The organism is Flavobacterium psychroterrae (genome assembly GCF_018380615.1).
GTDB classification, from domain to species: Bacteria; Bacteroidota; Bacteroidia; order Flavobacteriales; family Flavobacteriaceae; genus Flavobacterium; species Flavobacterium psychroterrae.
This window is the reverse complement of sequence record NZ_JAGYVZ010000011.1, coordinates 141,026-162,705: the sequence shown is the minus strand read 5'-3', so window position 1 is coordinate 162,705 and position 21,680 is coordinate 141,026. Positions and strand designations below refer to the sequence as shown.

The 21,680-nt window shown below is 33.2% G+C and carries 20 protein-coding genes; 14 read left to right on the top strand and 6 right to left on the bottom strand.

Features of this window, described 5'->3' with window-relative positions; translation table 11 throughout:
• The first annotated feature begins 17 nt into the window (after positions 1-17).
• Positions 18-1,448, top strand: a complete 1,431-nt coding sequence (locus KHA90_RS13360; RefSeq protein WP_213300866.1) for a gliding motility-associated C-terminal domain-containing protein — start codon at positions 18-20, stop codon at positions 1,446-1,448.
• A 23-nt stretch (positions 1,449-1,471) separates the two neighbouring features.
• Entirely contained in the window at positions 1,472-2,359 is an 888-nt protein-coding gene (locus KHA90_RS13355; RefSeq protein WP_213300863.1) for a PorP/SprF family type IX secretion system membrane protein, read from the top strand.
• A 112-nt stretch (positions 2,360-2,471) separates the two neighbouring features.
• Here KHA90_RS13355 and KHA90_RS13350 read toward each other — a convergent pair whose 3' ends face one another.
• The 3 genes from KHA90_RS13350 to KHA90_RS13340 form a co-directional block, all read right to left on the bottom strand.
• Positions 2,472-3,026: a hypothetical protein gene (locus KHA90_RS13350; RefSeq protein WP_213300860.1), complete on the bottom strand. Its 555-nt coding sequence runs from the start codon at positions 3,024-3,026 to the stop codon at positions 2,472-2,474.
• A gap of 22 nt (positions 3,027-3,048) precedes the next feature.
• Complete coding sequence (locus KHA90_RS13345) at positions 3,049-5,145, bottom strand: TonB-dependent receptor (protein ID WP_213300857.1); 2,097 nt, start codon at positions 5,143-5,145, stop codon at positions 3,049-3,051.
• 216 nt (positions 5,146-5,361) lie between these two features.
• Positions 5,362-6,633 (bottom strand): PQQ-dependent sugar dehydrogenase, encoded by a 1,272-nt coding sequence (locus KHA90_RS13340; protein ID WP_213300855.1) that lies wholly within the window; start codon positions 6,631-6,633, stop codon positions 5,362-5,364.
• A 183-nt stretch (positions 6,634-6,816) separates the two neighbouring features.
• On the opposite strand from KHA90_RS13340, the gene hpt reads away from it, so the two are divergent.
• From hpt to obgE, 4 genes are all read left to right on the top strand, one after another.
• Positions 6,817-7,347, top strand: coding sequence for a hypoxanthine phosphoribosyltransferase (hpt, locus tag KHA90_RS13335; RefSeq protein WP_213300853.1), 531 nt, complete (start codon positions 6,817-6,819; stop codon positions 7,345-7,347).
• 74 nt (positions 7,348-7,421) lie between these two features.
• Positions 7,422-7,994: an adenylate kinase gene (locus tag KHA90_RS13330; RefSeq protein ID WP_213300850.1), complete on the top strand. Its 573-nt coding sequence runs from the start codon at positions 7,422-7,424 to the stop codon at positions 7,992-7,994.
• Between the two features lie 227 nt (positions 7,995-8,221).
• A complete protein-coding gene (locus tag KHA90_RS13325; protein ID WP_213300847.1) occupies positions 8,222-9,496 on the top strand; it encodes a hemolysin family protein in 1,275 nt (424 codons plus the stop codon).
• A 132-nt stretch (positions 9,497-9,628) separates the two neighbouring features.
• A complete protein-coding gene (obgE, locus tag KHA90_RS13320) occupies positions 9,629-10,630 on the top strand; it encodes a GTPase ObgE (RefSeq protein ID WP_213300844.1) in 1,002 nt (333 codons plus the stop codon).
• A 116-nt stretch (positions 10,631-10,746) separates the two neighbouring features.
• Here the strand turns inward: obgE and KHA90_RS13315 are convergent, their stop codons facing one another.
• Entirely contained in the window at positions 10,747-11,277 is a 531-nt protein-coding gene (locus tag KHA90_RS13315) for an outer membrane beta-barrel protein (RefSeq protein WP_213300842.1), read from the bottom strand.
• 311 nt (positions 11,278-11,588) lie between these two features.
• Between KHA90_RS13315 and KHA90_RS13310 the strand changes: the two genes are divergently transcribed.
• The 3 genes from KHA90_RS13310 to KHA90_RS13300 all read left to right on the top strand — a co-directional run bounded on the left by KHA90_RS13310 (position 11,589) and on the right by KHA90_RS13300 (position 15,921).
• Entirely contained in the window at positions 11,589-13,733 is a 2,145-nt protein-coding gene (locus KHA90_RS13310; RefSeq protein ID WP_213300839.1) for a S46 family peptidase, read from the top strand.
• Between the two features lie 80 nt (positions 13,734-13,813).
• The gene (locus KHA90_RS13305; protein ID WP_213300837.1) at positions 13,814-14,500 is read left to right on the top strand and encodes a tetratricopeptide repeat protein; all 687 of its coding nucleotides are present in this window, start codon (positions 13,814-13,816) and stop codon (positions 14,498-14,500) included.
• A 65-nt stretch (positions 14,501-14,565) separates the two neighbouring features.
• Positions 14,566-15,921 (top strand): UDP-N-acetylmuramate--L-alanine ligase, encoded by a 1,356-nt coding sequence (locus tag KHA90_RS13300; protein WP_213300834.1) that lies wholly within the window; start codon positions 14,566-14,568, stop codon positions 15,919-15,921.
• A 101-nt stretch (positions 15,922-16,022) separates the two neighbouring features.
• Here KHA90_RS13300 and KHA90_RS13295 read toward each other — a convergent pair whose 3' ends face one another.
• The gene (locus KHA90_RS13295; RefSeq protein ID WP_244860324.1) at positions 16,023-16,706 is read right to left on the bottom strand and encodes a DUF1287 domain-containing protein; all 684 of its coding nucleotides are present in this window, start codon (positions 16,704-16,706) and stop codon (positions 16,023-16,025) included.
• 94 nt (positions 16,707-16,800) lie between these two features.
• Here KHA90_RS13295 and KHA90_RS13290 point away from each other — a divergent pair, with 94 nt between their 5' ends.
• The 4 genes from KHA90_RS13290 to KHA90_RS13275 are packed head-to-tail and all read left to right on the top strand — an operon-like array spanning position 16,801 to position 19,399.
• Entirely contained in the window at positions 16,801-17,268 is a 468-nt protein-coding gene (locus tag KHA90_RS13290) for a GNAT family N-acetyltransferase (RefSeq protein ID WP_213300831.1), read from the top strand.
• 2 nt (positions 17,269-17,270) lie between these two features.
• The gene (radC, locus tag KHA90_RS13285; RefSeq protein ID WP_213300828.1) at positions 17,271-17,960 is read left to right on the top strand and encodes a RadC family protein; all 690 of its coding nucleotides are present in this window, start codon (positions 17,271-17,273) and stop codon (positions 17,958-17,960) included.
• A 3-nt stretch (positions 17,961-17,963) separates the two neighbouring features.
• A complete protein-coding gene (locus tag KHA90_RS13280; RefSeq protein ID WP_213300825.1) occupies positions 17,964-18,650 on the top strand; it encodes a YjjG family noncanonical pyrimidine nucleotidase in 687 nt (228 codons plus the stop codon).
• 2 nt (positions 18,651-18,652) lie between these two features.
• On the top strand, positions 18,653-19,399 hold the full coding sequence (locus KHA90_RS13275) for a hypothetical protein (RefSeq protein ID WP_213300822.1): 747 nt from the start codon (positions 18,653-18,655) through the stop codon (positions 19,397-19,399).
• Between the two features lie 14 nt (positions 19,400-19,413).
• On the opposite strand, the gene KHA90_RS13270 is transcribed toward KHA90_RS13275, so the two are convergent.
• Positions 19,414-20,691: a replication-associated recombination protein A gene (locus KHA90_RS13270; RefSeq protein ID WP_213300819.1), complete on the bottom strand. Its 1,278-nt coding sequence runs from the start codon at positions 20,689-20,691 to the stop codon at positions 19,414-19,416.
• Positions 20,692-20,909: 218 nt separating this feature from the next.
• On the opposite strand from KHA90_RS13270, the gene KHA90_RS13265 reads away from it, so the two are divergent.
• The gene (locus KHA90_RS13265) at positions 20,910-21,674 is read left to right on the top strand and encodes a rhomboid family intramembrane serine protease (RefSeq protein WP_213300817.1); all 765 of its coding nucleotides are present in this window, start codon (positions 20,910-20,912) and stop codon (positions 21,672-21,674) included.
• Positions 21,675-21,680: the final 6 nt, after the last annotated feature.

Here is a 21,680-nt window from a genome sequence, read left to right as displayed (position 1 = left end):
CTGATAAAAGCGGAAATGTGGATATTAAAGATGCAATTGTAACTGTTGAAGATAAAATTGCTTCAACTGTTTTAACAAAAAATATCATAGCTCAACTTGATGCTTCGGGTGTTGTAACAATTCAGGCTGCAGATGTAGATAATGGATCTACAGATATTTGTGGAGCTCTAACTTTGAAAGTTTCTCCAGATACATTTACATGTGCTAATATCGGAAACAATTTAGTTAGACTTACTGCTACAGATGCAAGCGGAAATATTTCTTATCAAACTGCTACAGTAAAAGTTGAAAACAATATTGTACCGAATGTCTTAACTAAAAACATTACAGTTCAGCTTAATGCAACAGGAAATGTTTCTATTGTTCCTGCTGATATTGATAACGGATCAACTTATGCATGCGGAAACCCAACTTTAACGGTTTCACCAAATACATTTACATGTGCTAATGTAGGAGCAAATGTTGTGACACTTACTGCAACAGATGCTTACGGAATTGTTTCAACTAAAACAGCAACGGTAACTATTCAGGATAAAATTGCGGCAACGGCTCTTGCTAAAGATTTAACAGTTCAGCTTGATGCAACTGGAAACGCTACTATTACAGCAGCTCAAATCGATAACGGAAGTACAGATCTTTGCGGAATAGCTTCGGTTACGGTAAGCCCAAATACTTTTAGTTGTAATAATGTTGGACCAAATTTAGTAACTCTTACGGTGACAGATGTAAACGGAAATAAATCTACAGCTACAGCAACTGTAACGGTTCAGGATAATATTCTTCCAATAGCAAAAACTAAAGATTTAACGGTTGAACTTGACGATGCAGGAAATGTATCAATAACCGCAAATCAAATCAATAATGCAAGTTCAGACAATTGTAGTATTGTTACAGTAACTCTTGATAAGCTTACATTTAATTGTACAAATGTGGGTGTAAATACAGTTGTTTTAACTGTAAAAGACAAAGCAGGAAATACTGCTACAGCTACAGCAAAAGTTACAGTTGTGAATAAAGCCGGTGATAATGATAATGACGGAATTCTGGATAATTGTGATAATGATGATGACAATGACGGAGTTTTAGATACATCTGATAATTGCCCAATTACTGCAAATCCACATCAGGAAGATCGCAACAATAATGGTATTGGTGATGCTTGCGATAAAGATCAATTGAACATTTCTCAGGCTTTTACTCCAAACGGAGATGGTATAAATGATACATGGGTAATTTCGAATATCGAAAATCATCCTAATTCAGTTGTGCGTGTTTTCAATCGTTGGGGAGCAGAGGTATTTACTGCAAGAAATTACCAAAATGATTGGGATGGACATTATAAAGGAAATTCCAGCTCTTTACCGGATTCAAGTTCATATTACTATCAAATTGATTTAGATGGTGATGGTTCTATTGACAAAGAAGGTTGGATCTACATTAACAGGTAATTGTAAAAAATAAAATTTTAGAAATGAAAATAATTAAAAATATAATGGCGGGAGCATTACTACTTTTCAGTAGTATGCTTTTTGCCCAACAAGAAAGTCTTTTTACCACATATCGTTACCACATGAATGTTGTGAATCCGGCGTATGCAGGAGTTGATGGAGAAACCGTTTTGATGAGTACAATTCGTCAGCAATGGACAGGAATTAAAGATGCTCCGCAAACACAAGCTGTTTCTTTTGGAACATCTGTAGGAAGTAATCTTGGATTAGGTGTTTCTATGGTTTATGATAAAACATTTATCGAAAAACAAACCCAATTAGGAATTGATTTCTCGTATAAACTTCAGGTGGGAGCACTCACAGATTTGTATTTAGGAATAAAAGCCGGAGGTAATTTCTATAATGTAAATACTTCAGGACTTGAAACCTATTCACAACAATCAGATCCTGCTTTGGCTACCATAAATCAGTTTAATCCAAACGTAGGTATCGGAGCTTTATTAAAGAATGATAAATTTTTTGTATCACTTTCTGTCCCAAGAATGTTAAATACGGAGCGTGCAAAAAATAAAGATGGTTACACGGCTGTTGCTACAGACAAACCTCACGTTTATTTAAGCGGAGGTTATGATTATGATTTTGAAACTGCAACGGCTTTAGTTTTAAAACCTTCATTTATGATGCGTTATGTTAATGGCGCGCCACTTTCGGTTGATATTAATGTGATGCTTCAAATTGAGAAGTTTCTGGAAATTGGCGGAAGCTACAGAGTTGATAAAGCTTATGCAGCAATTGCCGGTTTAAATATTAGCGATCACATGACATTAGGTTATGCATACGAAACCAATATTGGCAGTATAGTTGCAAGTGCGAAAAACTCTAATGAATTTTTTCTTCGCTTTAAATTTTAATAAATCCCCAATTATATAAAATTTAAGCGAAGTTGGTTTTATTTTTTGACTAGTAAAAAAGAGGACATCTGTACAGATGTCCTCTTTTGATTTTATAGGTTTCGGTAATGACCTAGATATTGATCTTTTTCAAAACTTCTTTGGCAACAGCCTTATAAGCTGCCGAATGATGTGCGTAATCTTTTGTCAGGATAATTTGCAATTCAGGATGAATCCAGTTGTAATGATTTCCTAAAACATACAATGTTCGTATCGAGTAGGCTTTTGTTGCCACTTTTACATCATTAATCAGCCAGTCAAAAGAAGCTTCAATACAATCCTGCAGATTTTCTTCAGAAAGTAATATGCAATTTTCGTTTTTCCTATAATGTGATTTTATTAAAAGCTGAATCACTTTTGCAATGGGTCGAATGGAACTTTCATCTTTTAAAACTTTTAAATTCGAACAGAAAAAATCTAGATGAGGTTGTAACCAAATCAATTCTTCATAAGATACAAACTCTAAAATCCAACACGCTTTATGATTGTTTTTATCTGATGGAGAAAAGCAAATCGAAACCAATTCATCAAATAAAGACTGATTTTCCAGAACATCTTGCGCAGCCATGAGTCGGTTTTCTCTGTAGGCATTAACGTAGTTGAGTTTTGTTTGTAAATCAGACACCATTTTCTTCGGTTTTAAGACACATCTAAAATAAATAATTTAAAGAAACTGTTCCGTAATAATTCACGGGAAGTCCCGGATAATAATATCTTGGAGATGAGGTTCCAACTGGCAACGCATTAGGTAAAATCAACGAAGCATATTTTTCATCAGTAACATTATTTATACCAAACGCAAAATTGGTATTTAAATTTTGAAGAATCTCAAAACGATAACCTGTTTTAAAATTGATGATTTTATAAGAATCCGAATAAGCAGAATTAGCATCGTTCAACGGAATTTTATCTGTAAATTGAAAATCGGCAGAAAAATAAAGTCCCAAACTCGTGTTTAAAATTATTCCGGCATTTACTTTATTAGCCGCAACTCCGGTTAATTTATTTCCCGAATAATCGTTTCCGCTATCTACAAAATCTTTGAATTCATATTTTCCTAAAGAAGCACCAATAAAAGAATTCAAGGTGAAAAATTGATTAATGAGCCAATTGTGTTTTGCCAAAATTTCAATTCCTTCATGAAATGTTTTCCCCGCATTAACACCTTCATATTGATCGTCGCCAATTCGTTTTGCAACTAATAAATCTTTTATTTCCATTCGGTAAATCGCAAATTCCGTATACAGATTTTTATTGAAGAAATAGAATTTTCCTCCAACTTCAAAATTATAACCACTTTCAGGTTTTATGTTAGGATTGATATTTCCTGTACTTGTAAGCATTTCTTCTGTTGCCGGTAATGAAAACCCCCGACTTGCCGAAAAGTATAAAGTTCGTTCCTCATTCGGTTTAAACAAAAAAGACAATTGTGGCGAAAATATTCCGTCATAACTATATTTTTCCGTTGAGGTTTTATTCAGAAGAAAGTTCGTTAGCTCAAAATGAGTTTCGTTATAATTTAGTCCGGCTTGTATTTCGAATTCATCAGAAAGTAAAGATCGAATTTGCGTGAAAATATTATAAAAATGCCTTTTCTGATCCGTTTCAGTAATTTGATTTCCTTGTAAACTTCCTTGTCCGTTATTGTTTTTGTATAGATTTTCAAAAGTATTTCCGTTATAATTATCCGTGAAATATTCGATCCCGGCAATAAATTGATTTTCTGTTTTTGCAATTTTAAAATTCCCTGAAAACTGAGTTCTTCCTCCGGTTCCAAAAGTATATTGGCGTAAAACATCAAAAGGGCGTGGTTCATTACTATCCTTGTAATTAACAAAAACCGAAGTAGAATTATTCAGATGATCATTAATTTTAAAATCATAAGCCAATCCTGTTAAAGTCGATTTGTATTCCTTAAATCCTTTTGAAGCCACCCACGTTGGAGCGCCAAGTTTCGGATTATTCTCAAAAACTTCTTTACTAATAGAACTCGGAATAAAAGCTTTTAAATAAGTGTAATTAGAAAAATAAGTAAGCTTATTGTTTTTCTTCCTGAACAATTCTCCGGCAAGCGTGATTCCTTCTCTATTGTACGCACTATTTTCTCGCCATCCATTGGTTTTGAGATTATGATAACTTATATTCAGGCTTGAACTTTTTTCGTTTAAAGAATAATTCAGACTATTTTTTAGTAATCCAAACGAACCAAAAACGCTGCTTACACTAGCATTTTGTCCATTTGCTTTAGAAAGTTGAGGTGAAATCAAAATCGCACCACCTAAACCTGCGCCGTAAATACTCGAAAGCGGACCTTTGATAACTTCGATCTGACCAATATTTTCCAGATCAATATCGTCGATTACCGTTTCGCTGTTTCCCGAAGTCAACGGAATACTGCCATAAAAAGCCCTGATTTTATTAGTTCCATAAGGTGTTCTTGCACCAATACCACGAATCGAAATTCTGGTTGTTGTAAAATTTGAAGATTGCATAAAAACTCCCGGAATCGTATTAATTACCGTTGTAATATCTGTAGCATTATTTTGCAGAAGGTCTTTTTTAGATAAAATTCCTATAGAAGCCGGTGTGTTTTGCAATCTATTATTAATATGAAACGGACTAATAACAACTTCATCCAGTTTCTGGGTTTTTACAGAATCAATACTTTTGCTTTCTCTTTTTTGTGCCTCGATGTTATGGAAACATAAAAACACAAAAAGAAGAAAACAATATTTTTTTAAGATCATAAAAGAGTTTTGATGGGTTTTGTACACAATTAAACACATAGAAACATAGCTTTTGGTGACGTAAAAAAGGCGTTTCACTTAGTGTTAATTCACATAGCTATGTGAAAGAAATGTGTTTCTTTTTAATCGCCTTTTCGCAAAATAAAGCCTATGTTTCTATGTGTTAAAATTATTCACATTGTGTTTTGGAATTTGGAATTTAAAAGAATTGGAATTTTATTTTGCAGTAACCTTCCAAACCGTATTCCCACTATCGTCATTTACAAGCAGCGATCCATCTTTCATAACCGTTACAGCAACCGGACGACCATAAACTTCGGCTTTATCAGCATTTGAAATAAAGCCGGTTAAAAAGTCTTCCGGTTTTCCTGAAGGTTTTCCGTTTGCGAAAGGAACAAAAACTACTTTATAACCTGATATTTTAGCGCGATTCCAGGAACCGTGTTGTCCTACGAAAATTCCGTTTTTGTACTTTGCCGGGAAAGCTTCTTTGTTATAGAAAGCCAACCCTAAAGAAGCAGTGTGAGCACCAACCGGAACATCAGGAACAATAGACTTGGCAGCAAGATCTTTGCGTTCGCCTTTCATTCTTGGGTCAAGATTATTTCCATAATAAGAATATGGCCAGCCGTAAAATCCATCTCTTTTTACACTTGTAACATAATCAGGCACTAATTCATCGCCTAATTCATCACGCTCGTTAACAGCAGTCCAAAGTTCCTTGTTTACAGGATTCCAATCCATTCCAACAGGATTTCTAAGTCCCGCAGCATAAATTTTTTCGCCCGTTCCATCAGGATTAATTTCTAAAATATCCGCACGGCGCACTTCTTTGTCCATTCCATTTTCGCCAACATTACTTCCGGAACCTACAGAAACATATATTTTAGATCCGTCCTGATTCGCGATAATATTTCTCGTCCAGTGATTGTTATATCCGCCAGCGGGAAGTTCAAGGATTTTAGTTCCCTGCGTTTCTAATTTCAAAGGATTGTTTTTATAAGGATATCGGTATAAACCATCCGTATTTGCCACATAAAAAAAGTCTTTTAGAATTAACATTCCAAAAGGTTTATTAAGGTCTTTTAGGAAAACTTCACGAGTTTCAAATTTCCCGTCTTTATCATTATCACGAAAAACAGTAATTTGGTTTTTACTCGTTCTTGTTCCACTTTCAACGACAAAAATATCATTGTTTGGAGCAATATAAGTCCAGCGTGGATTTTCAAGACCGTCAGCAAATTTTGTAACTGTAAATCCTTCTGGTGCTGTAGGCGTTTTTCCTTCCGGCCATTTAATAACCTTACTATTATTTGTTTTAGATTCTGATGCATAAGGTGGAGGCAAAGTCAGATCGCCAATTGCTGTTTTTACAGTAATATTAGGTTGTTTTGCCAGCGCTTCTTTTTCTTCTTTTTTAACCTGTCCGTTACAGGATGTGATTATAGCTAATAAGGATAGTGAAAATATTTGTGCGGTAGTTTTCATTTATGTTTAAGTTAAATATTTATAGAACAACAATTTAGTAAATTCTAAAAACTTATTTAGAAAAAATTTGTAAATATTAAGTGATATTTAACATTCTTAAAAAAATACGTGTCATGGTTATTTTCATACTTACAGTTTGGTTGTAATTCTGTATCTTTGCCCATTATTTTAAACATAAAAATAATGATACAACTTCACGATAAACAATTTGTTCCGTTTATTTCGGCTAAAGAAATTGATTTCGCTTTAACTAAAATGGTTGCACAAGTAGAGGATGATTTTGGAGATGATACTCCAATTTTTATTGGCGTTTTGAATGGGGCATTTATGGTCGTTGCTGATTTTTTGAAAAAATACAAAAGCCCTTGTGAGGTTTCATTTATTAAAATGGCATCTTATGAAGGAACTGAATCAACAAATACTGTAAAAGAATTAATAGGCATTAATCAGGATTTGACAGGCAGAACAGTAGTTATAATTGAAGATATTATTGATACCGGAAATACGCTTGAAGAATTAAAACAAATGTTTAAAGAACAAAATGTAAAACATTTCAAAGTCGCTACTTTGTTTTTTAAACCGGATGCATACAAAAAAGACATTAAAATAGATTATATCGGAATCAGAATTCCAAATAAATTCATTGTTGGTTACGGATTAGACTACGATGGTTTAGGACGAAATTTGCCTGAAGTTTATAAATTAGCAGAATAATACAAACACACACACAACTTATATTCATTTAAAACTTCTTATGAAAAACAGAAGTAACAACACTCACTCATATTATGATTAATATTGTTTTATTTGGAAAGCCGGGAGCAGGAAAAGGAACTCAGGCAGAATTTTTAAAAGAAAAATACAAATTAACTCATCTTTCAACAGGAGATATTTTTCGTTTCAATTTAAAAAATGATACAGATTTAGGTAAAAAAGCAAGGGTTTTTATGGACAATGGAGAGTTGGTTCCTTGCGAAGTTACAACAGCAATGTTAATTGACGAGGTAAACAAACATCCTGATACAAATGGTTTTTTGTTCGATGGTTATCCAAGAACTTTAGATCAGGCAAAAGCTCTGGATAAATTTTTACCAACAATTGGGTCAAGTGTTACAGCAACAATCGCATTAGAAGCTGATGATGAAATTTTAGTAGCGCGTTTGTTAGAAAGAGGAAAAACAAGTGGGAGAGTTGATGATCAGGACGAAGAAAAAATTCGTGTGAGATATCAGGAATACAATGAAAAAACGGCTCCATTAATTGGATATTATAAAGAACAAAATAAGTTTCATGCCGTAAACGGTATCGGAACTATCGAAGAAATTACAGAGCGATTAACGTCAGTTATTGATAATTTGTAGAAGCTTTTTCCAGCTGTACGTGAAATCCCGATAGCTATCGGGACTCGATTAAAAAAACTATTTTTCTATCCATAAAACGAGCTTCCTCCGGTCGCTGTTTTCTGGCAGGAAAAATTAGTTTTTTTAGCTCCGGGCTTTTTTCTTCTCCCGATAGTTATCGGGAGGCTTTAATAAATTGGAATCGCAAATTATATTAACGAACTATTAAATAACGAATAACCCTCAAATTGGAAATACTAATAATATTTTTTCTAATACTATTAAACGGAGTTTTCTCCATGTCTGAAATTGCCCTTATTTCAGCAAGAAAAAACAGACTAGAAACTGCCGCAAAAAAAGGAAATAAAAGTGCGAAAATTGCACTGGACTTAGCTAATTCACCAAACAAGTTTTTATCAACCGTACAAATCGGAATTACTTTAATTGGAATTTTGACAGGTATTTACAGTGGTGATAAAATCACAGTAGATGTAGAAATTTTTGTTAGCGGATTTGCAGTTTTAAAACCATACGCACATTCAGTTGCAGTTGGGATTGTAGTTGTAATTCTAACATTTTTCTCCTTAGTATTAGGAGAATTATTGCCAAAAAGAATTGGTTTAAATTATCCGGAAGCCATTGCAAAAGCGGTTGCATTACCAATGAAAGTTGTTTCGATTATCACCGCACCATTTATTTGGCTGCTTACAACATCAACAGATTTTTTATTGAATGTTTTGCAAATAAAACCTTCGGCAGATGGTAAAGTTACCGAAGAAGAAATTAAGGCGATCATTAAAGAAGGAACCGAAGGCGGAGAAGTTCAGGAAATTGAACAAGACATCGTGGAGCGCGTTTTCCATATTGGCGACAGAAAAGTAAATTCGTTAATGACACACCGTAAATCTGTAGACATGTTGCCTTTTAATGCCGATAAAGCTAAAATAAAAGAACTTGTTTTAATGGATTTGCATACCGTTTATCCGGTTTACAGAGACAATTACGATGATATAGTTGGAATCGTAACCCTGAAAAATATATTTGCAAACATCGAAAGCGATCATTTTGATTTGGGCGCTATAATGATAGAAGCTCCTTATTTAATGGAGCAGACAACAGCTTACAAAGCACTTGAAAATTTCAAGAAAACAGGCATTCATTATGCATTAGTATCTGATGAATATGGCGTTTTTCAGGGAATTATTACATTAAATGATATTCTGGAAGCACTAGTTGGCGATGCATCTGATTTTTATAAAGATGAATTTAAATTAGTAGAAAGAGAAGATGGTTCGTGGCTGGTTGACGGACATTATTCATTACACGATTTCCTAACTTATTTTGAGTTAGACGAACTAACAAATGATTACGAAGTAAACACCGTAAGCGGAATGATTATGACTGAGCTTTCTCATATCCCGAAAGAAGGTGAAAAATTAATCTGGCAAAAATTTGTGTTAGAAGTTATCGATATGGATGGTGTAAAGATTGACAAAGTGCTTGTAAAAGCGCTAAAAGAGTAAAAATAAAATAGTTTTCAGTCTCAGTTTGCACTTAAAAACTGAGATTGAGACAGAATACTAAAAACAATAGAATTTAGTAATACGATTTAGAGCAATCTAAAATCTAAAATCTGAAATCTGAAATTCAAAACAATGACAGAAGGAAATTTTGTAGATTATGTTAAGATATATGTTTCTTCCGGAAAGGGAGGAAAAGGATCTACACATTTACATAGAGAGAAATTTATTGAAAAAGGAGGCCCGGACGGAGGTGATGGTGGTCGCGGTGGACACGTATATTTAGTTGGAAATAAAGGACTTTGGACACTATTTCATTTAAAGTTTGCACGACATATTAAAGCAGGTCACGGTGGTGACGGAGGTGGAGATCGTAGTACAGGTGCTGATGGAGATGATAAATTTATCGAAGTGCCTTTAGGAACTGTTGTAAAAGATAAAGAAACCGGAGAAACTTTATTCGAAATTACTGAAGACGGTGAAAAACAAATTCTTTCAAGAGGAGGAAAAGGTGGATTAGGAAACTGGCACTTTAGAAGTTCAACCAATCAAACACCAAGATACGCACAACCAGGTTTACCGGGAGTAGAGATGGATGTTATTTTGGAATTAAAAGTTTTGGCAGATGTTGGTTTAGTAGGTTTTCCTAATGCTGGAAAATCAACTTTATTATCTGTATTGACTTCGGCAAAACCAAAAATTGCTGATTATCCTTTTACAACCTTAAAACCAAACTTAGGAATTGTTGCTTACAGAGATTTTCAATCTTTTGTAATTGCAGATATTCCGGGTATTATTGAAGGTGCTGCTGAAGGAAAAGGTCTTGGACATTATTTCCTGCGTCATATTGAACGTAACTCAACATTGTTGTTTTTAGTTCCTGTTGATACACCTGACATTAAAGGTGAATATGATATTTTAGTTAACGAGTTAACAAAATACAATCCTGAAATGCTGGATAAAGAACGTTTATTAGTAATCTCAAAATGTGATATGCTGGACGACGAACTTAAAGCCGAATTAAAAGTAGAACTTGATGTTGCTTTCAAGGGTATTCCATATATGTTTATTTCATCAGTTGCCCAACAAGGATTAACTGATCTAAAAGATAAACTTTGGAAAATGCTGAACGATTAGTAAAACAATATTTTCAAAATAGAAAACCCGACAGATTTTAAAATTGTCGGGTTTTTTGTTTTTGTACGCGAAAAAACAAAAAATATTTCAGATTAATCTTCAGTTAAAACTAATTATTATAGTCCGAAATTTTTAGAAACTCCTATGTTCAATGTCTTTCCAAAATCAAATCCTATACGTTCTTGTCTTGGATCATTTTTACCATCAAGATTATCGTAGTTGATTCCTCCTATAGAAAAGTTTAAACCAAATCCTCTTTTCATATTAATGAATAATGCCGGAGTAAGATTTATATACATTCCTTTTGCATGGTTTAGCGAAGTGTTTTGATAACCAGCCCCTAAATCTGTATAAAAGGCAAATGTTTCAGAAAGTGGAGTGGAGTAACGTACAAAACCTCCAATTTTATAATTTTCAGTTTTTTCAAATCCCTTAACGTCTATAGTTCCAATAGCTCCTTCAATTCCAGCCGTCCAGTTGTCTGTGAATTGGTAACCTACTTTTGGAGAAAATTCAAAACTAGTTGATTTCGAATCTCCAATTTTTTCTGAAGCAAATCCAACATTTCCACCTAATAATATCGACCCTTTTTGAGCATTTGTAATAGTTGCAACCAGCAATATTACACCTAGTAATAATTTTTTCATTTCTTTAAATTAAATAATTAAGGCAAACATATATAAAATATTTTGTAAGAAATAATTTATTTTAAAATTTAAATAATGAAAGTTTATTTTTACAATTTAATTGAAATATTAGTAAATATATTGGGTTTTACTTTGAATTTTAAGAGTTCCATAAAGTAAGAAATTGTATATAGTACATATTTTCTTTCTTTTTAAAATTATGAATTTCGCAAAATTGTACTAAAATACGCATCTTGAATTTCGGTATTGCTGTTCTAAGTTGTTTTTTATTGTGAAAATGAATTATATTCGCATCACTTAAACAAAATAACATGAAAAAAGTAGTTTTATTCTTGACCATGTGCCTAATGGCTTTTCCTGTAAAAGCTGATGAAGGAATGTGGTTCTTGATGTTTATCGAAAGATTAAACCATAGAGATATGGAAAAAATGGGCTTGCAATTAACAGCCGAAGAAATTTACAGTATCAACCATCATAGTTTAAAAGATGCAATCGTACAATTTAACGGAGGTTGTACTGCTGAAATCGTTTCAAAAGATGGATTGGTTTTAACAAATCATCATTGTGGATATAATGCAATTGCAGAACTTTCTACAGCAGAAAAAAATTATTTAAAAGATGGTTTTTGGGCAAAAGAAAGAACTGCCGAAATGAAACCAAAATCATTATATGTACGTTTCTTTGTTCGTATGGACGATGTTTCTAAAAGAATTTTATCAAAAGTAAATGATACAATGACTGAAACGGAAAGAAATGCAGTTATTCAGCAAGAAATCAATTTGATTGAAAAAGAAAATAATGAAGGTGGAAAATACACCGTTTCTGTTCGTCCTTTCTTTCAGGGAAATGAATATTACTATTTCGTATATCAGGATTACACAGACGTTCGTTTAGTGGGAACGCCACCTGAAAGTGTTGGTAAATTTGGTGGAGATACAGATAACTGGGAATGGCCTCGTCAAACTGGAGATTTCTCGATGTTTAGAGTTTACGCTGATAAGGCGGGAAATCCTGCAACATATTCTAAAGATAATGTGCCTTTGCAGCCTAAACATTACTTACCTGTAAGTATTAAAGGTGTAAAAGAAAATGATTTTGCGATGATTTTAGGATATCCGGGAAGAACAAACCGTTGGATGCCAGCTGGTGGAATCGAACAAAATATTAAATATGCTTATCCTGCTTGGGTTGAAGGTGCTAAAACCGGAATGGATGTAATGAAAAAGTATATGGATAAAGATGCAACAGTTCGTTTGCAATATGCATCTAAATATGCTTCGACAGCAAATTACTGGAAAAACCGTCAGGGAATGATCGATGCTTTAACAAAAGCAGGAACCGTAGATGTTAAATCTGAACAGGAAGATAAATTCTACGAATGGGCAAATAAACCGGCTAATAAGGAGAAGTATGAAAATGTAATTCCTACTATTAATGATTATTACAGATCGACAAATTTAAAAGCGACTCACGATAATTATCTAAGCCAACTTTTGCGTACTTCGGCATATGCATCCGGAACAGCAAATTTAGGAAATGCATTAATTGCTTATTATAAAGAAAATGATGCTAAAAAAGCAGAAATGTTACCTAAGATCAATGCATTAATTGATAATATTTACGGTGAATTTTATGCTCCGCTTGAAAAAGATGTTTTAACGGCACAATTGAATTTATACGCTGCAAAAGGAGCTGAATATGGTTTAGCTACACAAATTGCTAAAATGAAATCAGCAAATAATGGTGATTTTACTGCAGATGTAACAAAAGCAACAGAAACAAGTTATTTTACGACCAAAGAAAAAGTGTTGGCATTTATGGCTGACCCTAAACCGTTGGCAATTGTTCACGATCCTTTGTATATTATCTCTAATGATTTGACAACAAAATTTCGTTTTAAAACAGATGATCAATTAAAATCTGATGATGGTTTTGCAACTGCTTACCGTGAATTAGTGGAAGGTTTAAGAGAATCAAAATTAAATACTATCAAATATCCGGATGCAAACTCAACGTTGAGATTGACTTACGGAAAAGTTCGTGCTTTGCCTGCTGACACGCGCAATGATGCTAAAATAAACAATTATACAACCATGGAAAGTATGGTGAAAAAGTATAAAGCAGGAGATCAGGAATTTGATTTGCCGGCTCGTTTATTAGAGTTGAACAAAGCGAAAGATTATGGTCAATATGCAGATAAGGATGGTTATATGCCAATCAATTTCTTAACTGACAATGATATTACAGGAGGGAATTCCGGTTCACCCGTTCTTAACGGAAAAGGGGAATTAATAGGAATTGCTTTTGATGGAAATATTGAAGCTATGGCTGGAGATGTTATTTTTGATCCTAAATTACAAAGAACAATTAACGTAGATATTCGTTACGTACTTTGGATTATAGACAAATATGCAGGCGCTAAAAATATTATTGATGAATTGACTATTGTAAAATAATTCAATTTGTATTTATAGTTTAACCCGACAGGTTTTTAAAATCTGTCGGGTTTCTTGTTTTTAATTCTTATTTTTGAGATATGAAAAAGCTGCTGTTTCTGTTTTTATTTGTTCCAATTTGTATTTGGTCACAATCGAATTTTGAAAAAGGCGAAAAATTATTTCATGCAAAAAAGTATGATGAAGCTAAAGTTGTTTTTGAAAATGTTTTAAAAACAAAGCCTTCTGATATAAAAACAATTGAATACTTGGGAGAAATTGCCGCCATACATAAATCATGGGTAAAAGGAGCTGAATATTTCAAAAAGTTAAAAGAATTAAAACCTACCGAAGCTGAATATTTTTATAAATATGGCGGTTGTTTGGGAATGAGAGCCATGGAGGTTAATAAGTTTAAAGCTTTTGGAATGGTTGATGATATGAAACAAGCATTTGAAAAAACGATTGCTTTAAATCCAAAACACATCCAGGCGAGATGGGCTTTGATAGAATTGTATTTATTATTACCCGGAATTTTAGGCGGGAGTGAGTCCAAAGCACTTTCATATTCAAATGAATTAGCACAATTTTCACCCGTTGATGGTTATTTGTCGAAAGGGAGAATTGATGAATATTTTAAAAGATATGCATTGGCAGAAAAAAATTATTTGAAAGCAAACGAAATTGGCAAATCAAAAATCACATTTCAAAAATTATATAATTTATATTTGAACAAATTAAAAGAGCCAAAAAAGGCACAAGAATTGAAAAGAAAGTTTGAAGCTTAATAAATGGCTTCAAAATTGAATTCCTGCAAAAATTGGAATTTGGAACTTAAAAATTGGAATTTTAAATGAAAACACATTTCATCGCCATAGGCGGAAGTGCGATGCACAATTTAGCATTAGCATTACATAACAAAGGATGTCAGGTAACGGGTAGTGATGATGCTATTTTTGAACCATCAAAATCAAGATTAGAAAAAAAAGGAATTTTACCGGCTGAATTAGGTTGGTTTCCTGAAAAGATCACTGCTGATATTGATGCCATAATTTTAGGAATGCATGCAAAAGCTGATAATCCTGAATTGCTGAAAGCGCAGGAATTAGGACTTACCATTTATTCGTATCCGGAATTTTTATACGAACAATCTAAAAACAAAACGCGAGTTGTAATTGGAGGTTCTCACGGAAAAACAACCATCACTTCGATGATTTTGCACGTTATGCATTATCATAATATTGAAGTTGATTATATGGTTGGCGCGCAATTAGAAGGTTTTGATACAATGGTGCATCTTACCGAAGAGAATGATTTTATGGTTCTTGAAGGTGATGAATATTTATCTTCCCCGATAGACAGACGACCGAAATTTCATTTATATCAGCCTAATATTGCTTTAATTTCAGGAATTGCCTGGGATCATATCAATGTGTTTCCAACATATGAAAATTATGTTGAGCAATTTGAAATTTTCATTGCTAAAATTACAAATGGCGGAATCCTGGTTTATAACGAAGATGATGCAGAAGTAAAACGTGTTGCTGAAGCCGCTACAAACCCAATTCGTAAACTGGCATATTCTACTCCTAAATATAGCGTAAGCGATGGAGTAACTTTATTAGAAACTCCGGAAGGTGATATGCCAATCGAAGTTTTTGGTGCACACAATTTAAATAATTTGGCGGGAGCAAAATGGATTTGCCAAAACATGGGCGTTGATGAAGCTGATTTCTACGAAGCAATCGCAAGTTTTAAAGGCGCATCTAAACGATTAGAAAAAATTGCTGAAGGAAAAGGTAAAGTTGCCTACAAAGATTTTGCACATTCGCCAAGTAAAGTTGCTGCAACTACAAAAGCGGTCAAAGAGCAATACCCGAACAGAACTTTAGTGGCTTGTTTAGAATTACACACTTATAGCAGTTTAAATGCCGAATTCCTGAAAGAATACGAAGGAGCGCTCGAATATGCAGATGTTGCCGTAGTATTTTATTCGCCGGATGCTGTAAAAATCAAACAATTGGAAGAAGTTACTTACGAGCAAATAGCTACGGCTTTTAATCGTAAAGACTTAATCATTTACACCAATCCAACGGAATTTAAAGAATATTTATTCAATTTGAATCTTGATAATTCTGCTTTGTTATTGATGAGTTCAGGGAATTACGGAGGCTTAAACTTTGATGAAGTAAAAGGTTTGATTAATTAGTCAATTAGATAATTTGATGATGAGATAATGTGCCAATTGCAGTTTTGTAATTGGCATTTTTTTTAATTTAAATCTTAAAGTTTCAATTGGAATTTGAGTTTTTAAAATTTGGAATTTATTTTGTTGTTATTCCAATATCTATAATGTCCGGTAATTTTATATTCGAATAAACAATCTTGTAAAACTTGTCCGTTGCCAACGTTGTGTACAATTACATTTCGTTTTCCGTCAGAGGATTTTTTGTTTGTAACAATCCCAATGTGTGGAAGTTTATTGTTAATCATCCATGTCACGATTTCTCCTGTTTTGTAATCATTCGGGTTTTGGGTTACTTTTAATTTTTCTCCTTTTCTTTCAAGAAAAACCTCAAGATTTGGCACTCTTCTATGATCGATATTTGTATCAGTTTTTGTCATTCCCCACTTTTCAAAATTTGGATATTGTGAAAAATTTGCAATCATATCTTCATGAACTTCCTTTTGTAAATCAATGCCTAATTTTCGATAAGATCGGATAATTACATCTGTGCAAACACCTTTATTTTTTGGAACATCTCCGTTTGGATATTCGATAGAAAAATAAGCCGGATCATAATCTATAGAAGGATCAATTATAGAAATGGCAGCATTTGAAAGCTTTTCTGCAAAACTGTTTGTTTTTAAAGCAGTGTTTTCAGTAAAAATCTTGTCTTTATCTTTTTGATTGCAAGAAATAAGTAAAAAGAAGATTGCTATTTTATGGATACATTTCATTCTGATAAAGGTATAAGTTTGGTTAATAGTCATTTCGCTTTTTAAAATTAATTAATTATAAAATAGTAACAACTAAATGAGTGATTTTTCTTATTTTTAAATATATTAGCCTTTTAGATAGAGCAAAATGAATTCAAAAATAAAGGTTGTAAAAACGACGAGTGAAAATCCGGATTTTATATCGTTAATAAAAATATTCGATACTTTTTTATGGGAACGTTATCCGGAACTTAAAAAAGAGTATTGGGGGAATAATTTAATAGAATTTAATCCTAATGTTATTCTGATATATTTAGATGAAAAGCCAGTTGCAAGTGGTTGTTTTAAAAAACATAATGAAAGTACGGTCGAATTAAAACGAATGTTTGTTTTGCCGAAAGCACGAGGTCTTGGATTGGCTCAATTAGTAATAAACGAACTTGAAATAGAAGCACAAAATCTAGGTTTTCAATCTATGATTTTAGAAACATTGTACAAACAAACTGAAGCAATAAGTTTATATCAAAAAGTGGGATTTGAAATTATTGACAATTATGAACCTTATGTAGGATTGATAAATAGTATTTGCATGAGCAAAACAATTAATGCTGTATAACAATGGATGCTACATATTTTCCAATTTCTGAGTGGTCAAAAGAAGATCGTCCTCGCGAAAAATTAATGCTAAAAGGCAAGGAGGCTTTGAGTAATGCTGAATTAATTGCTATTTTAATTGGTTCCGGAAGCCGAAATGAGACATCTGTAGCCCTTAGCAGCAGAATTTTGCTTCATGCAAAAAATTTGAATGCTTTAGGAAAAATGTCTATTGTACAATTGACCAAATTTAAAGGAATAGGAGAGGCTAAAGCGATCGCAATTGTAGCAGCTTTAGAATTAGGACGCCGCAGAAGATCAGAAGATGCAGCTAAAATGGAAATGATTACCTCTAGCAAAATAGTTTTTGATATTATGCAGCCCATTATTGGTGAATTGTTGCATGAAGAATTTTGGGTGCTTTTTCTGAATAATTCTAACAAGGTAATTTCAAAATCTCAACTAAGCAAAGGAGGAATTACGGGTACAATTGTCGATGTCCGTCTTGTTTTTAAATTAGCTTTTGAATGTGGCGCTACAAGCTTGATTTTGTGCCATAATCATCCATCAGGAAATTTAGATCCAAGTGATGCTGATAAACAAATTACAAAGAAATTAAAAGTGGCAGGAGATAGTTTAGATGTTAAAGTTTTAGACCATTTGATTATAACTGAAACAAAATATTATAGTTTTGTAGATGAAGGAATTTTTTAACTTATGAATACCACAATAACTGACGTTTTTTTTGATTTAGATCACACGCTTTGGGATTTTGATAAAAACTCAGAAATGGCTTTTGACCGAATTTTTAAAAACAGATTTCCTGAAATTAAAATACAGGATTTTATAACTCATTATGCTCCTATAAATCAGGAATGCTGGAAGTTATATCAACATGATAAAATCACACATGTAGAGTTGCGTTATAACAGATTAAAATTTTCATTTGATGCATTGAATTTTGCAATTTCTGATAAAAATATAAATGAAATTGCAAACGATTATATCGAATACTTAACCGATAATAATTATCTTTTTGATGGAGCAATTGAAGTTTTGGAATATTTAAAACCAAAATACAAATTGCATATCATTACTAATGGTTTTGCAAACGTTCAGGACAAGAAAATAAATAACGCATTATTGTCCGGTTATTTTGATACCATAACAAATTCTGAACTCGCTGGCGTAAAAAAGCCAAATAGTATTATCTTTGATTATGCCGTAAATGTTGCCAAAGCTCAAAAGCACAATAGTATCATGATTGGCGATTGTCTTGATGCAGATGTCAACGGTGCTTTGAATGCCGGTTTAGATGCTATTTTTTTTAATGATAAAAAAGTAGTTGCTCCGGAAAATATAAAACAGATAAACCATTTATTAGAACTTAAAAAATATTTATAATTATGAGAATTAAATTTTTGTTGGTTGCGCTTCTTATTTCAGTTATTGGATTTTCACAAACCGTTAATGATTACAAAGGTGTTATTGTGCCATTAAAATATGATTTCCTGAAATCAGAAAATCAGTATAGAATGTCTACAATGACAAAAGCGAATTTAAACAAAGCCGGATTTCAGGCTTTTTATGGTAATGAGGAACTTCCTGCTGGTTTTGGAGACCGTTGTGATCTTTTATATGTTGACGTAAAAAAAGACAATGGTTTTCTAATCACTAAACTTTTTATAGAATTTAAAGATTGCTACGGTAAAGTAATCTACACATCGGATATTGGGAAAAGCAAAGAAAAAGATTATGAAATTGCTTATAGAGAATCTCTGGATTTAGCATTTGTTTCAGTAAGTGCGTTGCATTATAAATATAATGGTAAAGCCTTAGGAACTGCAAAAGCGTCAACTGCAGCCCAATTATCTCCTCAGGCTCAAGTCGTAACAACTACAGCAATTGCTCCTCCGGTTGCAGACATGAAAGATCCTAATTTATTGTACGCTCAGCCTACAGAAAACGGATATCAGTTAATTGACAAAACGCCAAAAGTTGTCATGAAGTTATTGAAAACATCACGTCCTGATTCTTTTATTGCAATAAAAGATGGTGTTCAGGGATCATTAAATGCAAAAGACAATCAATGGTTTTTTGAATATTATAAAAATGATCAATTAGTTTCTGAGAAAGTTTCAGTAAAATTCTAAAATAAAATAAGGTTTTAATAACCATATTTATCTTTCCAACGGTTCTTTAAAAATTCGCGGTTGCTGTTCTCTCTTGAATTGCTTCCCGGATTATAAAGAACCGTTTCTTTTATGGCATCAGGCAAGAATTCCTGCTCTGCAAAGTTATTCGCATAATCGTGCGAATATTTATACTCGTCGCCATAACCTAATTCTTTCATCAGTTTTGTTGGAGCATTTCTTAAATGAATAGGAACAGGCAAATCGCCGGTTTGTTTTACCAATTGTTGCGCGTTTCCAATTGCCATATATGATGCATTACTTTTTGGCGAAGTTGCCAGATAAATGGCGCATTGGCTCAATATTATTCGGCTCTCAGGATAACCAATAGTGGTTACCGCCTGAAACGTATTATTTGCCATTATAAATGCCGTAGGATTTGCATTTCCTATATCTTCACTGGATAAAATAAGCATTCTTCGTGCGATAAATTTCACATCTTCGCCGCCTTCAATCATTCTTGCCAGCCAATAAACAGCACCATTAGGATCACTGCCACGAATTGATTTTATAAATGCCGAAACAATATCATAATGCTGTTCACCACTTTTGTCATACAAAACAGTATTTTGCTGCACTAATTCAAAAACACGATCATTTGTAATTATTACTTCATCACCCGCCGAAGCGTTTACAACAAGTTCAAAAATATTCAATAGTTTTCTCCCATCTCCGCCCGAAAGTCTCAATAAAGCTTCCGTTTCCTTTAGTGTAATGTTTTTTGATGCTAAAAAGCTGTCTTTTTTCATTGCACGATGAAGCAAAGCTTCAAGATCTGCTTTTGTAAAAGCATTTAGAATATAAACCTGGCAACGTGACAATAATGCAGGAATAACTTCAAAACTTGGATTCTCTGTAGTTGCTCCAATAAGTGTAATCCAGCCTTTTTCAACAGCAGCAAGAAGTGAATCCTGTTGCGATTTGCTAAACCTGTGGATCTCATCAATAAATAAAATAGGATTTTTAGCCGTAAACAATCCGCCGCTTTGTTTGGCTTTGTCAATTACATCACGAATATCTTTGACACCTGAATTAATTGCGCTCAAAATATAAAACGGACGTTTAGATTCCTGAGCAATAATCTGGGCTAAAGTTGTTTTTCCAGTTCCCGGAGGTCCCCAAAATATTAGTGAAGGAATAAGTCCTTTTGAAATTTGTTGCGTCAACGAACCGTTTGGTCCAACCAAATGACTTTGACTAATGTAGTCTTCTAATTGCTGTGGGCGAATACGCTCGGCTAAAGGTGCTTCCATTTTGTAAAATTACTATTTTTCAATTTATATATCCATTATTAGGAGCTATTTCCTGCTATCCGCTATATCTTTTTCTGTCTGAAAAAGCCAGAAAAAGGATACCGCTTCTATCAGGGCTATAATTGTGTACATGAATATTCAGGTTAGCTGACAAATTATCAGTAAATTGTAATTGGATAGTTTTTTGATATTGTCTTTTTAACTTTATTTCAAAAACAATGAATGATAACCACTTTAAATTTTCGAATGCCGTTATTGGTCTTCCCGTTTTTTTTGTTCTTTTTTTGTGGATTATTTATTGGGTTCAAATTCGCTTTGACTTTGATTTCTATCAAAACGGTATTTATCCGCGAGACTTTTCAGGTTTGCAAGGCGTTTTATTCAGTCCTTTTATTCATGAAAATTTAGACCATCTATATAATAACTCCATTCCGCTTTTAGTATTATTGGCAGCAATGCAATTTTTTTATCCAAAACAAACTTTTGCTGTAATTGCTTTCGGTATTTTGTTTTCGGGGTTAATAACCTGGATCATTGGGCGTGAAAATTATCATATTGGCGCCAGCGGATTAATATATGTTTTAGTGAGTTTTATCTTTTTTAAAGGAATTCAAACCAGATATTATCGTTTAGTAGCGCTCTCATTATCTGTAATTTTATTATATGGTGGAATGATTTGGTATGTTTTTCCAGACGTAGATAAAACCATTTCCTGGGAAGGGCATTTAGCTGGTTTCATCACAGGATTTGGAATGTCATTATTTTACAAAACTCCGGAATATGCAAAACCAATTGTTTACGAATGGCAAAAACCAGATTTCAATCCGGATCAGGATGCGTTTATGAAACATTTTGATGAAAGTGGAAACTTTGTAAATACAGAAGTCGAGGAAGAGGAATTGGAAGTTTTATCAAGTTATTACAATTCAAATTTCTCAGTTAATTATACTGTAACAAAAAGAGAATCAGATGATGAAATTTAACTCAGG